Source organism: Streptomyces sp. NPDC033178, from assembly GCF_055577685.1.
Genome location: NZ_JBVIPT010000010.1, coordinates 332,298 through 348,466 on the forward strand (window position 1 = coordinate 332,298; position 16,169 = coordinate 348,466).

The window sequence follows — 16,169 nt, forward strand, 5'->3', positions numbered from 1 at the left end:
TCGCATGCCGACTCCGGAACACGCGGCCGCCCGGCCCGAGCAGCCACCCGAGGTCTCCCGGGGCCACGACACGCGGGGCCCCCTCTACCTGGACCCGGACGCCGCCGTCGACGACCGGGTCGCCGACCTGCTCGCCCGCATGACCCTGCGGGAGAAGGCCGGCCAGCTCAACCAGCGGATGTACGGCTGGGACGCCTACCGCCGCACACCGGACGGCTTCGAACTCACCGAGGCGCTGTACGCCGAGACCGAGCGCTTCGCCGGCCTCGGCGCCCTGTACGGACTCCTGCGCGCAGACGCCTGGTCGGGCGTCGACCACTCCACCGGCGCGGGCGCGGCCGACGGAGCCACGCTCGCCGACCTGGTGCAGCGCCACGTCATGGAAAGCAGCCGCCTCGGCATCCCGGCGCTTCTGGTCGAGGAGGTCCCGCACGGCCTCATGGCCCTGGACGGCACGGTCCTGCCGGTCAACCTGGCCGTCGGAGCCACCTGGGATCCCGAGCTGTACGAGCAGGCCGCCGCCCATGCCGCAGCCGAACTGCGGGCCCGTGGCGGCCATGTCGCCCTCGTCTCCGCCCTCGACCTCGCGCGCGACCCCCGCTGGGGCCGTACCGAGGAGTGCTTCGGCGAGGACCCGTATCTGGCCGCCCGCCTCACCGAGGCACTGGTGCGCGGCATGCAGGGCCAATCCGGCTGCGCGGACGGGCAGTTCGCCGAGGACAAGGCCGCCGTGGTGCTCAAGCACTTCGCCGGACAGGGCGCCACCGTCGGCGGTCGCAACTCCGCGGAGTCCGAACTCGGACCCCGCGAGCTCCACGAGATCCATCTCCCCGCCGCACGGGCCGGAGTCCGGGCGGGAGCCGCTGCCGTCATGGCCGCCTACAACGAGGTCGACGGGCTTCCCTGCGCGGGCAACAGGGCCGTGCTCACAGGGTTGTTGCGCGAGCGCTGGTCCTTCGGCGGGCTGGTCATGGCGGACGGCCTGGCCGTCGACCGGCTGGCCCGGATCACCGGCGACACGGTCTCGGCGGGCGCCCTGGCGCTCAACTCGGGCGTCGACCTCAGTCTGTGGGACGACGGCTTCACGCACCTGGAAGAAGCAGTCGAGCGTGGACTCGTCCAGGAGGACGTGCTCGACGCCGCCGTCGCCCGGGTGCTGCGCCTCAAGTTCCGCCTCGGCCTGTTCGAACGGCCTTGTGCCGAAGACCGGTTGACCGCTCCGTCTCCGGACCGCGGCCGGGAACTGAGCACCGCCCTGGCCCGAGGCGCGGTCACTCTCCTCCACGACGACGGGGGAGTCCTGCCCGTCCGCTCGACGGTGTCCCGCATCGCGGTCCTGGGCCCGCACGCCGCCACCACCGCCCATCAACTCGGCGACTACACGGCCCCGCAGAGCCCAGGCGTCGGCACCAGCCTTCTCGACGGGCTGCGGCGGCTCGCCCCGCCCAGAGTGGACGTCCGCCACGCCCGCGGCTGTGCCCTCACCGGCGACGACCTCTCGGGGATCCCCGAGGCCATCGCCCAGGCCGGCGTCTCCGACCTGGCCGTGCTCGCGCTGGGCGGCAGCAGCGCCCGTACCCCCGAGACCGACTTCGCCGCCAACGGCGCGGCCCTCGGTGCCGTGTCCGAGATGACCTGCGGAGAGGGAGCCGACCTCGCGGGGCTGCGGCTCGGCAGGGCCCAACATGCCCTGCTGGACGCCGTCGTGGCGACCGGTACCCCCACGGTCGTGGTCCTGGTGCAGGGCCGACCGCATGCCGTCCCGGAGGCGGCGGAACGCGCGGCCGCGCTGCTCACCGCCTGGTACCCGGGCCCGTGGGGCGGCGACGCGATCGCCGAGGTGCTCCTCGGACACGCCGAGCCACTCGGGCGCCTGCCCGTCTCGGTCCCGCGCTCGGCCGCCCAACTCCCCGTGTACTACAACCACAAGGACACCGAGTACGGGGCCTACGTCGACGAGAGCGCCGAGCCGCTCTACTCCTTCGGGCACGGGCTGTCGTACACGAGCTTCGCCTACGGGCCGCCGCGCCTGTCCGGGCACACCGTCGCGGTCGACGTCACCAACACGGGGGAACGGGCCGGGCGTACCGTCGTCCAGCTCTACATCCGCCGGCTGATCACGCCCGTGTGGCCGCGCACGCTCGAACTGCGCGCCTTCAGGAACGTCGACCTCGCTCCCGGAGAGACCCGCACGATCGTCATCCCCCTAGGCGCCGACCAACTCGCGCAGGTCGGCGCCGACTTGGAGACGGACGTGCTGCCCGGCACCATGGAGATCCGGGTCGCGGAATCGGCGCGGGCCGCGCTGAACGCCGTACCGGCCGTGCTGCGCATCGGGGACTGACGGCCGGTCGCCGCGCGGTCGGCGAACTCGTCAGAGCTTCACCGCCCCCGACGAAACCCCCTTGTAGAACCACCGCTGCGTGATCACGAACAGCACCAGCACCGGGATGACGGAGATCACCGAGCCGGCCATGACCACCCGCTGGTCGTAGCCGAACGACGAGCTCTGCAGCCGCGAGAGACCCAGCGTCAGCGTCATGTGTTCCTCCGAGCGCAGCACGATCAGTGGCCAGAGGAAGTCGTCCCAGGCGCTGATGAAGGTGTTGATGGTGACCACCAGGATCGCCCCCCACGCGGACGGCAGGTACAGATACCGGAAGCGCTGCCACTCGCCGGCGCCGTCGAGCATCGCCGAGTCCTCGATCTCGCGCGGCACCGCCATGAACGCGGCGCGCATCAGCAGCACGTTGATGGCACCGACGAACCCGGGCAGCCAAACGCCCACCAGGTTGTCGACGAGACCCAGGTCGCGGATGCTCAGGAACAGCGACACCATGATCGACTCGAAGGGGAACATCATCGAGGCGATCAGCACGACCCAAACCGCTTTGCGGCCCTTCCAGTTGGGCTTGGAGAGCATGTAGCCGGCCGTGGTGGAGAACAGCAGCTGGCTGCCAACGGACAGGACGACCACGAACATGCTGTTCCTGATGTACGTGGCCACCGGCACCTGGTCGAAGACCGCCCGGTAGGCCCGCAGGGTCGGCTCGTGCGGAAACAGTGAGGCGTTGGCGCCGAAGACGTCCTCGCTGGTGCTCTTCAGCGAGGCCAGGAGCTGCCAGACCAGCGGTCCGACGGTGATGCCGAGCACGAAGAGCAGCAGCAGATAGCGGACGACCAGCTCCCGGGGGCGGCCGTAGTCCCGCCAGCGCGGCAGCAGTCTCCTGCGGCGCGGTGCGGTCTCTGCCGCGGTTGCGGTCGAGGCTGCGGTCGCGGTCGTCATGACTCGTCCTCCCTCGTCAGCCGCTGCGCCAGCAGGGTCAGTCCCAGCGTCAGCAGGAACAGCGCCACGCTGACCGCCGAGCCGTAACCGGCGTTGCCGGTGATCGGGTCGAGGCCGACGTCCTTGATGTAGAAGGGCAGCGTGCGGTCCGCGCCACCGGGGCCGCCGGTGGGACCGCCGAGCATGTAGAGCTCGGTGAACACGCGCAGCGAGCCGATGCCGGTGAGGGTGCCGACCAGCATCATGGCCTGCCGCACGCCCGGCACGGTGATGTGCCAGAAGCGGCGGACCGCGCCGGCGCCGTCCATGGACGCCGCCTCGTGCAGTTCCTTCGGCACGTTCCCCAGCGCGGCCAGGTAGAAGATCATGTACCAGCCGAGCCCCTTCCACAGCGTCAGGCCCATCGCGGAGAACAGGATCAGCCACGAGTCGGACAGGAACGGGATGGCGTCCCTGATCAGATGGGCCTTCTCCAGCCAGGTGTTGATCAGCCCGTCGTCGGCCAGCAGCCACTGCCAGCTCAGACCCACGACGACGCTGGAGGCGAGGACGGGGGTGTAGAAGGCGGAGCGGAAGAAGCCGATGCCGGGCAGGTTCTTCTCCACCAGGATGGCCAGCAGCAGAGGCAGCAGCACCATCAGCGGCACCACGATCAGCGCGTACAGGATGCTGTTGCGGGTCGCCAGCCAGAAGTCCGAGTCGTCCAGCATCCGGGTGTAGTTGTCGAGTCCGACGAAGCTCGCGGCGCCGCCGAGCGGCTTGGCGTTGGTGAATGACAGCAGGAGGGTGTTGAGGAACGGGAACACTCCGAAGACCACCGCGCAGACGATCGCGGGAGCGGTCCACAGCCAGGGCAGCCACCAACGGCGGTACAGCGCCGCGCCGTTGGCGCCGGGCGCGGGGCCGGGCAGCACTGCTCGGCTCAGTCGGCGTATGCGGGACGGGGCCACGCCCGGCACGGAGGCTGTGTGCTCCGCACCGGGCGTGGACACCGGCTTCGCGGTCTGCGTCGCCACGATCAGCCTGCCTGCTTCAACAGCTCGTCGGCCTTCTCCTGGGCGTCCTTCACGGCCTGCTCAGGGCTCTTCTTGCCCTGCATGGCCAGCTGGACCTGGGACACGATGGCCTTCTGCACGGCCGGGGAGATGTTGGTCTGGTAGGCGGTGGTGGTCTTGAGCTGCTCGGCGACGAGCTTGCGGGCCTGGGAGAAGGGATCGCTGCCGGTCGCGTTCTGGAAGAACGGGTCGTCCAGCGAGGTCGTGGTCGTCGGGAAGATCACGACGTTCGGATCCTTGCACCAGGCCGTCTGGTTCTCGGCGTTGGTGAGGAACTTGGCGAACGCGAGCGCCGTGGGGGCGTGCTTGCTGGTCGCGGCGACCGAGATGTACTGAGGGGCGGCCGTGGTGTGGCCGAGCGCGTCGAAGGGCTGCTGGCCGACGCCGGTCTTGGCGTACACCGACGGGCTGTTCTGCTTCACGAAGCGCACGAAGCTCGGGTTCGTCGAACCGTAGGCGACCTGGCCCTGGCTGTACGGCGTGGAGGGGTCGTTGCTGGAGGACAGCGAGTCCTTCGGCATGGCGCCTTCCTTGTACAGCTTCGCCATCCAGGCCACCCACTGGGCGGTCCTCGGATCGTCGGCGAAGGCGGTGGACCTGCCGTCGGCGGACAGCGTCTTGATGTTCATCTGGTCCCAGTCGGCCGGGATCCGCCAGATCGGGTTGGCCATCGTCGCGTAGTACTTGCCCTTGGCCGACTTGGCGATCTTCTCGTAGTCGGCGAACAGCCCGAACATGGTCTTCGGCGGCTTCGCCGGGTCGATGCCGGCCTTCTTCAGCATGTCGGTGTTGTACGTGAGGAGGACGCCGCCGGTGTACCAGGGCAGCACGGTGTGTGCCGCCTTCCCCGAGGCGTCCTTGTAGGTGCTGGACTTCCAGAACGCCGGGACGAACGGCTTGGCGGCGTCAGGGTCCTTGACGCCCAGGTCGAGGAGGTAGCCGGCCTTGGTGAGCGCGGTCGCGGTGGGGGCGTCGACGTTGACCACGTCCGGCATGGTGCAGCCCTGGGCGTCGGCGACGGTGCGCTGGGTGAAGGTGCTGTCGCCGGGGTCGTCGATCCACTTGACCGAGGTGCCGGGGTTGGCCTTCTCGAAGGCCTTGATGACCCCGTTGAAGAAGTCCCCGAAGTCCTTCTTCAGGTTGGTCGTCTGGAAAGTGATCTTTCCGTCGACGTCACCGGTGAGCTTGCCCGACCCGACGTTTCCCTTGTCGACCTTGCAACCGCCCGCGGTGGCGCCACCGTCGTCGGAGCCCCCGGAGAGGCCGCAGCCTGCGGCCGTCAACGTCAGTACGACGAGCCAGGCCAGGGATCCGGTCAGTCTTCTTGCGCGCATTGCTGCCCTCCTGAGACCCAGTCTGCTGCTGGTTCAATTCACCAACTTCGACTCCGATTGATGAAAAGGTGGACCAGAATTCATCGGAGGTCAATGGGTGCTGTGTTGCTTTTAGGTTCCGGACACGGTCGGTGCGCGGTCAGTACGCAGTCGGCGCGCGCGGCCCGGACGCCGTCGGCGTGCGGTCAGTGCCGGTGCTCGTGGTCCGGGTGCGACGGATCGCCGGGGTGCTCGTGCCCGGCGGCGTACACGACCCCGGCGCGCGCCCGGTCGAGCCAGGCGAAGAAGGCACGCCGGCCGGCGGACCGGCGCAACTCGTGGGCGACACCCTCACGTACGCCCTCGTACGGGAGGTGGTCCGAGGTGTCCGTCCCGCCGAAGGGGTCGACTCCGCGTCGCAGGGCGTCCGGGGTGAGGAAGCGGTCCGGGTTGCGGTCGTAGTAGTCCCGTACCGCCGACTCCGGCACGTCCTGTTCGCTCTCCAGCGCGGCGAGCAGGACGCGCGCGGCCGGGGAGTGGGCGAGCACCGCGGCGACGATGCTGCCGAGATCCGCGACGTCCTCCTCGGCCACGGCGAGCACCTGCGCCGGCCGGACCTCTTCGGGAGGCCTCAGACCGCGCTCGGCGCAGGCCCGGCGGGCCAGTTCGTCCACGACGACCACCTGGGTCGCCCAGCGCCGCCGCTGCCGTTCCGCGCGCGCCGACGCGTCGGGACGGGTCACGGGATCGCGCGGCGGTACGACCCTCAGCAACGCGTCCACGTGCGCCGCGGCGAGGGCGTCGCCGTCCACGAGCGCGGCCACGCCGTCGGGCAGGTGGGTGTGCGCGGGGCCGTCGGGCGGATGTGAACGCGTATGTACGTGATCGCTCATGGCAGTACCTCCAGCGGTACGGCCTCCGTGTAGGCGACGTTGCCGTGCCACGCGATCTTCGCCATCAGCCAGTACGACCCCGGCGGCACCGCGGAGCCGTCCACCTCGATCGCGCACTCCAGCCGCTCCCCGGCGGGCACGGTGAAGCCCTGGCAGCCCGGGCTCACCCCCGGCCAGGTGCCCCACGACGACACCGCCCACAGGGTGCCGTCGACCGGACCACGGGTGGTGTTGCGCACCGTCACCGGAACCCGTCCGAGCTCACCCGCGCGCACCCTGATCCGCTCAACTCCCAGGCAGGACACGAGAGTCGGGCCCGTGCGACCGTCCGGCTCGCCCTCCGGGACGGTGCCCGGCACGTCGAGGGCCACGACATCCTCGTACGTCTGACCGCCGTACGACAGCAGGGCGGCGAGCCAGTGGCGGCCGGGGGCGGCGTCGGGGGCGGGGGTGACGGTGACCTCGGAGAGGGTGAATCCGCCGGGGCCCAGCGCGTACGGCAGTTCGGCGGGTTCGGCGGACCAGCCGGGCGGTACGCGCAGGGCGACCTTGCCCGAGACCGGGGCGTCGGTGAGCTCCGAGCCGACGCGGACCGTCGCGGTCACCGGCTGCCCGGAGAGGGTGAGCGCGGTCGGTGAGACGTACACCGCGACGGGCATGTTGCCGCGCGGGGCGGGGCCGGAGTTGTGCAGCCAGTACCGGGTGTGGACGGGTTGCGCGGGCTCGTGCGCGGCGATGCCGGGGCCGTGCGGCATCCGTCCGTCCCCGGGAGTCGCCAGGACCGTCGCGACCTCGAACCCGGTCAGGTCGACGTCGAGAACCCCTTCCTGGTCCGGGGTCAGAGGTGCCCCGGGGTTCTCCAGGACATCGGCGCGGGTTCCGGTCGTCCACGCCAACGGGCCACGCACCCGGGCCCGGGCCGGACGACCGGACACCTCGTGCATCCGTACGACGACTCCGCGGCCCGGGTCCGCCGGGGCCACGCTGCCGCGGGCCAGCGGCGAGCCGACCGGTTTGAGCGCGTCGAGCAGGACCTCGCCCTCCGGTTCCAGCCCCAGCAGGGCCGCTCTCCTCGGCAGGACGGGGGCTTTTGGTGATGCGTCCGATACAGCAGACACATCCGATACGTCCGAGGCGTCGCCGTCGCGCAGCCGTGCCGTGAGCGGGTGGTTGTACGCGTGGCCGGTGCGCGGCAGTCCCAGCTTCCGCCAGTCGCCCTCGCCGCCCACCACGGCGTACTCGAAGGTGTGCGACCACCGCTGGAGCTGGAAGGCCGAGCCGTCGGGGGCGGTTCGGCGGGGCGGGTCGATCCAGATGCCCGAGGGCCAGCCCGTGCAGGAGCGCATCAGCGACATGTAGAGGTCGCCCGAGGAGGTGACCACGCAGCCGGGTGTGCCGCGGTTGAGGACGGCGAAGCTGCGGCCGTCCCAGGCGTCGCCCGGCGGCAGGGCCTCGCCGCCGCCCGCCGCCGTGGCCCGCAGGATCGCGTCGTCCAGGTCGGCCACCAGCGCGTCGACCGCCTTGGCGTCGTCCTGCGGGCGGGCGCCCGCCACGACGAGCAGCGGCAGCCGTTCGAGGTCACGGAGGTCGGCTCCGGGGACCCACTCCTCGCGCAGGCTCGCGCGAGGTGCGACCCAGACGGCCGCGACGCCGTGGGCGGTGAGCTGCCGGCGCAGTTCGCGTCCGGCGGCCGGGTCCCAGCCGAGTGCTTCCGCGACGACCGTGTTGCGTTCGGGGCCGCCGACGGCGATGCGGATGTCGGGCAGGTTGGAGTCGATCTCCAGGTCGCCGTAGCGCGGTCCGTCGGCGATCGTCGAAGTCGCGGTGACGCCCGCGCGGACCAGGGCCGCCGCGAGCGGGGTGCCGAGTTCACCGGCCTCGTCCCAGGAGGAGTAGACGAGTTCGGCCACGCCGATCGAGCGGTGGCCGAGGAGGGCGCCCGTGTCGTCGCGGATCTCCGCACGGGCCGTGGAGCCCAGGCCGAACCAGGTGTTGGCCGGGTTGTCCAGCGTCCAGGGGAACCGCTCGCTGTCGACCTCCACGAAGCCGAACCCGCGGCCGATGACGGCGTCGGCCACCTCGTGCACCGGCAGCCCACCCCGCACGTCGGAGGGCCAGCGGACCCGGATCAGCCGGTCGGCACCGTCGTATCCGTCGATGGTGGTGGACACGTCCAGGCGCGCGACACCCTTCCAGAGACACAGCCGCTGTGTGTAGCGGAAGAGGCCGAGGTCGGCGGTGACGGTGACGCGGGAACCGGCGGGGGAGTGCTCGACCCGGACGCCCGCGGTCACATCGCGGCTGCGGGCGGCCGTGGTCCCGGTCGGGGTGAGATGCCAGGGCCCCTCACCGAAGCGGGGGTGGCGCGGGTACTCCTCCTGCACGACCAGCTCGTTGCCGATGTCGCCGGCGCGCAGCAGATCCCGTCCGCCCTCCGTGAGCGCGCGCAGCCGGCTCACCCCGCCGCCGCGTCCCGGGTCCACGGTCAGCTCGTAGAACTCGTTGCGGATCGTGGTGCCTTCGCCCGGCACCCACTCGGGGACGGTGCCCCGCGCGAGCGGGAGCGCCTTGAGCCCCATACCGGGGACCTCCGGCACGATCACGCGGAGCTCGCCGTTCTCCCGCACGGCGGGCAGCGGGAGACCCGTGTCGTCGAGTGGTACGAGTCCGGGGTCGTCGACGGTCAGCACGTCCTGCCGCTGCCAGGTCGCGGAGTTGAACACCACCAGGTCGGGGCCGCCGCCCGGCAGCGGGGCCACGTGCCGGGCGAGGGCGTCGGTCGCGTCGGCGTGCACTGCCTCGGCGAGGTCCGCCAGTTCCCGCCACCCGGTGAGCAGGTCGATGTAGACCTGGTCGGACTCCGAGCCGGTGATGGCGTCGTGATGGGCGCCGTAGATCAGCTGCCGCCACGCCTTGTCGAGGGCCGCGTCCGGATAGGGGTGCCCGGTGACGAGCGAGGCGAGTGTCGCCCACGCCTCGGCGTCGGCGAGCAGCGTCTCCCCGTACCGCTGGGCCTGCTTGGTGTCGATGTAGGAGACGTCCTTGCCGGTGTAGACGGGGTTCATGTCCCGGGTCTGCGGCGACGCCGTGCGCCCCTCGGCGTCCAGCTCGGCCCGTACGGCGGCGAAGAAGTCGCGCGGCACGGCACTGACGAAGCGCGGCCAGACGTACCGGGCGTTCCAGTCGCGGTGGATGTCCATGACCCAGCGGCACGGCGGCGCGTAGTCCCCGCCGACCGGGAGCAGCACGTTACGGGTGAGCGCGACCTGCTTGAGCCCTTTGAAGAGCTTGAGCGCGGCGGCCTGGGCCTCGGGCAGTGTCGGCGCGTTGTCGATGGCCCAGCCCGCGCCGTAGTGGTTGACCATGTACGCGGTCAGCAGCCCGCGTCCCGAGGGGGCGATCCAGGAGAACTCGGCGGGGAACTGCATCCGGTTCGGGTCCCGGGGCTCCTCGCCGAAGACGGAGAGGGTGGGACCCCACTGGTGGAACGGGCCGCGCGCCCATGAGCTGGAGGACAGTCCCGCGTCGGCCATCAGCCCCGGGAACTGCGGGTCGTGGCCGAAGGCGTCCAGCTGCCAGGCCGTCTCCGGTGACGCCCCCATGACGGCCCGCTGGAAGCCGTCCCCGTAGACGGCGTTGCGGATGGTGGCCTCGGCGCCGGTGAGGTTGGTGTTCGGCTCGTTGTAGGTGCCGCCCATGATCTCGACCCGGCCGGTCCGCAGCAGCTCCCGCAGGAAGGCGCGCTCCTCGGGGAAAGCGTCCCAGTACGGCTTGAGGTAGTCGACCTCCGCGAGCACGAAGGTGTACGCCGGGTCGCGGCGCGCCAGGTCGCAGTGGGCCCGTACGAGACTCATTCCGGACTGGCCGCGGGAGTCGAAGGTGCGCGCGGGCAGCCCCGTCGACGCCGGGTCGTCGGCGACGTCCCAGGTCTCGGTGTACGCGCCCTGGGTGTTCCACCAGACGGGGTCGTAGTGGAAGTGGCTGACCATGAACATCGTCCAGCCGGGCTCCGCCGCCGTGAACTCGGCGGGGTGCACGGCCACTTGGGCCTCGTCGGTGGCGATCACGTCGGTCGCGGTCACCGAGATGTCGCGGCGCTCGCCCGGGGCGAGGCCGGTGCGCACGGGTATCTCGGCGCGCGCGGTGCCGTCGTCGGCCACCGTGACGAGGGCCTCCCCGGCGACACCGGAACCCTCGACTGTCAGACGGACGGTCCGGCCGGGGGTGTGGCTCAGCTCGACGGCCACGATCTGGCGCGGCTGCTCGGTGGTTCCGACGAAGAGCTCGGTCGACTCGACAGAGGTGACGCGCATGGGGCTCCTACGAGGATGCTCGGCGGAGCACCATCGTGGCACCGAGGGGATGGTTCAAACAACCATCTTCATGTTTTCTCGGTGGTTCATCCATACACTGCGGTCGAGTCGCCGGCGGTCGGGGCACCAGCGGTCGGGATCACCGGGTCCGGCGGCTCTTCACCGTGTGCTGCGGGGTGATGTGGTCGGTCAGTGCCAGTGAGGCGCTCGCGCGCTGGTAGGAGAGCTGGGCGACCCGGACGTAGAGGCAGTCGATGAGGACGAGTACGGAGTGCCGCCCGCCGATGCTCCCGGTACGGAAGCTGGTCTCCGAGGTGGCCGAGATCAGCCGGATGTCGGCGGCCCGGGCCAGCGGCGAACGCGGGTCGGAGGTGAGTGCCACGGTGGTGGCGCCGCGCTCCTTGGCGAGCTCGAAGGGCTCGATGGTCTCGCGGGTCGCCCCGGAGTGCGAGATGCCGATGGCGACGTCCGCCGGGGTGAGCAGCGCGGCGGAGGTGGCCGCCCCGTGCACCTCGTTCCAGCCCCGCACCGCGCAGCCGATGCGGAAGAGGCGGGTCTCGGTCTCCTGGGCGACGGCCCCGCTGCCGCCGACGCCGTAGACGTCGATGCGGCGGGCGCGGGCGACGGCCTGGGCCGCGCGCTCCAGCGCGTCCAGGTCCATCCGGTCGATCGTCTGCTGGACCGCGCGCAGGTCGGCGCTGCCGACGACGGTGACGACGCGTTCGAGATCGTCGTCCGGGGAGATCTCGGGACCGATCTCCGCGCTGCCCCAGTCGGACACCTCGCCGCGACCGCGCTCCTGGGCCAGCTCGATCAGCAGGTGCTGGTACGAGTCGAGGCCGATGGCACGGCAGAACCGGGTCACCGTGGCCTGTGACGTGCCCGTACGGCGGCCCAGCTCGGCGGCGGAGGAGTGGGTGACCGCCGCGGGATCCGCCAGGATCAGCTCGCCCACCTTCCGGAGCGAGCCGGCCAGCCGGGGCAGCTCGGTGCGGATCAGTGAGGTGACGTCCGTCGGGGGCATTCCGTTGCCGGCGCCGGTCCGTTCCATGGGGTACCCGATCTCCTCGGTGGTGCCTGCTGTGCAGCTGAGAATGTATCAGCCACCCACCATCTCGCAGATTGAATCTCAGGACCAAGGGGACCTCCGGTCCGGGTCCGGCCCGGGGCGCGGTGACGGCGCCGGTGGACAGGGCGTTGCCCGCCGCTCGTGACCTATGGTTTATTCATTCAAGTAAGCTCGTAAGGGATGGTGGTTTCATCCACCGGTGGGGAGTGCCGCGTGTCCGTCGACTCTGTGAACGCCAGCGGGTTTGCGCGTGAAGGCCTGGACGCCCTGAACCGCATCGCCGAGTCCGCGGGGTCCGCCCAGGGCGAAGTGCGGCGCGCCGCCGAGCTGATCGCTCACTGTGTGCGGAACGACGGCGTCGTCCAGGCGTTCGGCACCGGGCACTCCCAGGCCCTCGTCCTGGAACTCGCCGGACGCGCCGGGGGGCTCGTGCCCACGAACCGGCTGAGCATCGCCGACCTCGTCCTGTACGGCGGCGACGACCCGAGCGTCCTCGACGACCCGCTCCTGGAGCGCGAGCCGGGCGTCGCCGAGCGCATCTACGACCTCGCCGAACCGCGGCCCGAGGACCTGTTCGTCATCATCTCCAACTCGGGTGTCAACAGCGTGATCGTGGAGATGGCTCTGCGGGCCAAGGAACGCGGCCACCGCGTCCTGGCCATCACCTCGCTGAGCCACACCCGGGCCGTCCCCGCCTCCCACCCCAGCGGCCGGAAGCTCGCCGACATCGCCGACGTCGTCCTGGACAACGCGGCGCCACGGGGGGACGCCCTCCTTCCCCTCCCCGGCGGCGGCTCCGTCTGCGCCCTGTCGACCCTGACCGGCGTGATGCTCGTCCAGATGGCCGTCGCCGAAGCGGCCTCACTGCTGCTCGCGGCGGGGGTGCGACCGCCGGTGTACGTGTCCGCCAACGTGCCGGGCGGATTCGAGGGGAACCTCGACCTTGAGCGGCGGTATGCGGGACGGATTCGGCGTACGGCGAGCTGAAGCTCCGCTTGGTGGGGCTATGAACCTGCGGGTTTGTTGTGGCTGGTCGCGCCCAGGCGGCGGAGCCGCGTATCGATACGCGGCTCCGCGTCCCTAACGGGGCGCGAGCGCCTCCTCCAGTGGGAAGTGGCAGGCCGCTCTGTGATGGGCAGCATCGGGCGTCGGCGTGGGGGAGGTCTCGGCGCAGATGTCCTCGGCGCGCCAGCAGCGGGTCCTGAACCTGCAGCCGGACGGCGGGTCCGCCGGTGAGGGGATCTCGCCGGTGAGCAGGATGCGCTCCCTCTTCGCCCCGCCCCCGGTCGCCAGGGACGGGGCAGCCGACAGAAGTGCTGCCGTATAGGGGTGCCGCGGCTGCTCGAACAACTCCTCCGCCGGCCCCGTCTCCACGATCCTGCCGAGGTACATCACGGCGACCCGGTCGGCGACGTGCCGCACCACGGACAGGTCGTGCGAGATGAACACGTACGACAGCCCCAGCTCGTCCCGCAGATCACCCAGGAGGTTGAGCACCTGCGCCTGCACCGACAGGTCGAGCGCGGAGACGGGCTCGTCGCACACGATGACGTCGGGCTCCAGCGCCAGGGCGCGGGCGATCCCGATCCGCTGCCGCTGCCCTCCGGAGAACTCCTGCGGGTGGCGACGCGCGTCGGACGCGCGCAGCCCGACCATCTCCAGCAGCTCACCCACGCGCGCCGCCCGCTTCGAGGCGGGCACGAGATCGCGGTGGGTGAGCCACGGCTCGCTGATCAGATCCGCCGCACAGAGCCGGGGGTTGAGCGAGCCGAACGGGTCCTGGAAGACCATCTGCACCTTGCGGCGCCAGGCGAGCAGCTTCGCCCCCGACAACGAGAACGGGTCCACTCCGTCGAACCGTACGGTGCCCGCGTCGGGCCGCTCCAACATCAGCAGCACCCTGGCCAGCGTGGTCTTGCCGCACCCGGACTCGCCGACCAGGCCGAGCGTCTCTCCGCGCTCCAGCCGCAGATCGACCCCTTCGAGCGCGCGCAGCCTGGTGCTGCCCTTCGCGGTACGCGGAACCGCGAAGCTCTTCGTCAGGCCGGTGGCCTCAAGCAGTGTCGTCCCGGGCTCAGGCATCGGCCAGTTCCTTCCCGAAGTGGCAGGCGGCGGCGCGGTCGGCTCCCGTCGCGGCCAGCACCGGCCGGTGCGTGGCGCAGAGGTCGCGGGCCATGGGGCACCGCATACGGAAAGCGCAGCCGGAGGGCACGTTGCGGGGATCGGGCGGGCTCCCGGGGATGGAGTTCAGCCGGGTGCCCTTGTGCTGCTCGGCCGGCACCGACTCCAACAGGCCCCGCGTGTACGGGTGGTTGGGCTTGCCGAACACCTCGGCAACCGGGCCGGTCTCCACGACCGTACCCGCGTACATGACGGCGACCCGGTCCGCGTGTTCGGCGACCAGGCCGAGGTCGTGGGTGATGAGGACCAGGGCCATCCGCTGCTCGCTCCGCAGTTCGCGCAGCAGGTCCATGATCTGGGCCTGCACGGTGACGTCGAGCGCTGTGGTGGGCTCGTCGGCGAGCAGGACCTTCGGCCGGAGTGCGACCGCCATCGCGATCAGCAGCCGCTGGCGCATGCCTCCGGAGAACTGGTGTGGGTAGGCGCCCGCGCGGGAGCGCGCCTCCGGGATGCCGACGCGTTCCATCAGCTCGACGGCCTTCGCTCGCGCGGCGCGCCGGGAGATCCGCTCGTGGATACGGAACGGCTCCGCGAGCTGCGCCCCCACCGTCTGGACGGGGTTGAGCGCGCTGAGCGCGTCCTGGAAGACGATGGCGAGGCCCGGTCCGGCGAGCCGACGCCGGGCCCGTGCGCCGAGCCCGAGCAGGTCCTCGCCCTCCAACAGCGCCTGCCCGCCCACGACTTCGGCGGCCGGATCGAGCAGCCCGGCCACCGCGTGTGCCGTCATGCTCTTGCCGCACCCGGACTCGCCCAGCAGGGCCAGCGTCTCGCCCGAACGCACGGAGAAACTCACGCCGCGTACGACGGGGACGGGGCCGGCGGCGGTACGGATGTCGACCGACAGGCTGTCGACGGTCAGGGTGTCGGCTCTGGTCGAGGCATGGTCGGCAGAGGCCTCTACGGCTTTCGACACCGCCGGGGCGGGCTCGGCTGCTGCCTCGGGTGAGACCGGGGCGGGCTCGGGCTTCGCTCCCGACGGGGCCGGACCGGGCTCGGGCTCGGACCCCGCCACGACCGTGGCCGTCTCGGCCGCCGAAACCCGACGGGCCCCCGTCCCCACGGCCGCCGACCGGCGGAGCCGGCCGCGGCGCAGGCCGTGCCGCCACCGCTGGCCCGGGTCGGTCGCCAGGCGGGCCCAGGCTGCGAGGACGGTCGCCGACACAGTGGTGACGACGATGGCGAGCCCGGGGAAGACCGCGATCCACCACGAGCTCTGCAACTCCTGACGCCCCTGAGCCACCATCAGGCCCCAGCTCACGTCCGGTGGTTGGATGCCGATGCCGAGGAAGCTCAGCGACGACTCGGTCAGCATCACGAAGCAGAAGTCGAGCGCGGCGACGGTGAGCAGGGTGGGCAGCACCGTGGGAGCGACATGGCGTCGGATGCTCGCCCAGCTGCTGGTGCCGAAGGTGCGGGCCGCGTCCATGAACAGGCGACTGCGCAGTTCCGCGGACTCGGCCCGCGAGGTGCGCAGGTACACGGGGATCCGGGCAACGGCGAGAACCAGCACGATCCCGGAGGCGCTCGGCGAGAAGACGTACAGCACGACCACGGCCAGCAGAAGAGACGGGAAGCTGAGGATCACGTCGGCGATCCGAAGGGACACGTTCTCGCGCCAACCGCCGTGGTAACCCGCCCACATGCCCCAGAGCGAGCCCACGACGAGCGAACACAGCACGGCGGGCACGGCCACGGACAGGGTGGTCCCGGCCGCGGCTATCAGCCGTGCGGCGACCGGTCGGCCAAGGGAGTCGCTCCCGAGGACGAAGGCCCAGCCGTGGTCGAGACTGAAGGGCGACCGCCCGGGATCGCGCAGATTCTGACGTGTCGCCAGGTCCCCGATGAGCATCGGACCCAGTACGGCGCACAGCGCGACGCCGAGCAGGATCAGGGCTGCCGCGCAGGCGAACCGGTCCTGGAGGAGCAGGGCGAGCCACTTCCGCCGAGCCGTCACCACCTGGTCGACCGCAGGAGTTGCGCCGCTGCCGTCGTCCGCGTCTTCCGGGACGTCGCCGCTCCCGGCGCTGTCGCTCTGACCGTTGTTCTTCTGGAGCATGTC

The 16,169-nt window shown here is 71.4% G+C and carries 10 protein-coding genes; 2 read left to right on the forward strand and 8 right to left on the reverse strand.

Annotated features, from left to right (window positions below):
• Nucleotides 1–139: 139 nt before the first annotated feature.
• The gene (locus ACZ5VQ_RS25710; protein WP_469106959.1) at nt 140–2,344 is read left to right on the forward strand and encodes a glycoside hydrolase family 3 N-terminal domain-containing protein; all 2,205 of its coding nucleotides are present in this window, start codon (nt 140–142) and stop codon (nt 2,342–2,344) included.
• A gap of 30 nt (nt 2,345–2,374) precedes the next feature.
• On the opposite strand, the gene ACZ5VQ_RS25715 is transcribed toward ACZ5VQ_RS25710, so the two are convergent.
• The 6 genes from ACZ5VQ_RS25715 to ACZ5VQ_RS25740 form a co-directional block, all read right to left on the reverse strand.
• Nucleotides 2,375–3,286 (reverse strand): carbohydrate ABC transporter permease, encoded by a 912-nt coding sequence (locus tag ACZ5VQ_RS25715; RefSeq protein WP_469106917.1) that lies wholly within the window; start codon nt 3,284–3,286, stop codon nt 2,375–2,377.
• Nucleotides 3,283–4,305, reverse strand: a complete 1,023-nt coding sequence (locus ACZ5VQ_RS25720) for a carbohydrate ABC transporter permease (RefSeq protein ID WP_469106960.1) — start codon at nt 4,303–4,305, stop codon at nt 3,283–3,285. The genes ACZ5VQ_RS25715 and ACZ5VQ_RS25720 overlap by 4 nt, the downstream gene beginning before the upstream one ends.
• Nucleotides 4,305–5,675, reverse strand: a complete 1,371-nt coding sequence (locus ACZ5VQ_RS25725) for an extracellular solute-binding protein (protein WP_469106918.1) — start codon at nt 5,673–5,675, stop codon at nt 4,305–4,307. The genes ACZ5VQ_RS25720 and ACZ5VQ_RS25725 overlap by 1 nt, the downstream gene beginning before the upstream one ends.
• 185 nt (nt 5,676–5,860) lie before the next feature.
• Nucleotides 5,861–6,547 carry a peptidyl-prolyl cis-trans isomerase gene (locus ACZ5VQ_RS25730; protein WP_469106919.1) on the reverse strand — a complete coding sequence of 229 codons (687 nt, stop codon included), beginning with the start codon at nt 6,545–6,547 and terminating at the stop codon, nt 5,861–5,863.
• Nucleotides 6,544–10,860, reverse strand: a complete 4,317-nt coding sequence (locus ACZ5VQ_RS25735) for a glycoside hydrolase family 38 N-terminal domain-containing protein (protein ID WP_469106920.1) — start codon at nt 10,858–10,860, stop codon at nt 6,544–6,546. Before ACZ5VQ_RS25735 ends, ACZ5VQ_RS25730 begins: the two co-directional genes overlap by 4 nt.
• A gap of 139 nt (nt 10,861–10,999) precedes the next feature.
• Nucleotides 11,000–11,884 (reverse strand): MurR/RpiR family transcriptional regulator, encoded by an 885-nt coding sequence (locus ACZ5VQ_RS25740; RefSeq protein WP_469106961.1) that lies wholly within the window; start codon nt 11,882–11,884, stop codon nt 11,000–11,002.
• 258 nt (nt 11,885–12,142) lie between these two features.
• Here ACZ5VQ_RS25740 and ACZ5VQ_RS25745 point away from each other — a divergent pair, with 258 nt between their 5' ends.
• The gene (locus ACZ5VQ_RS25745; RefSeq protein ID WP_469106921.1) at nt 12,143–12,916 is read left to right on the forward strand and encodes a sugar isomerase domain-containing protein; all 774 of its coding nucleotides are present in this window, start codon (nt 12,143–12,145) and stop codon (nt 12,914–12,916) included.
• 93 nt (nt 12,917–13,009) lie between these two features.
• On the opposite strand, the gene ACZ5VQ_RS25750 is transcribed toward ACZ5VQ_RS25745, so the two are convergent.
• Nucleotides 13,010–14,011 (reverse strand): ABC transporter ATP-binding protein, encoded by a 1,002-nt coding sequence (locus ACZ5VQ_RS25750; RefSeq protein WP_469106922.1) that lies wholly within the window; start codon nt 14,009–14,011, stop codon nt 13,010–13,012.
• Nucleotides 14,004–16,166 carry a dipeptide/oligopeptide/nickel ABC transporter permease/ATP-binding protein gene (locus tag ACZ5VQ_RS25755; protein WP_469106923.1) on the reverse strand — a complete coding sequence of 721 codons (2,163 nt, stop codon included), beginning with the start codon at nt 16,164–16,166 and terminating at the stop codon, nt 14,004–14,006. The genes ACZ5VQ_RS25750 and ACZ5VQ_RS25755 overlap by 8 nt, the downstream gene beginning before the upstream one ends.
• Between the last annotated feature and the right edge of the window lie 3 nt (nt 16,167–16,169).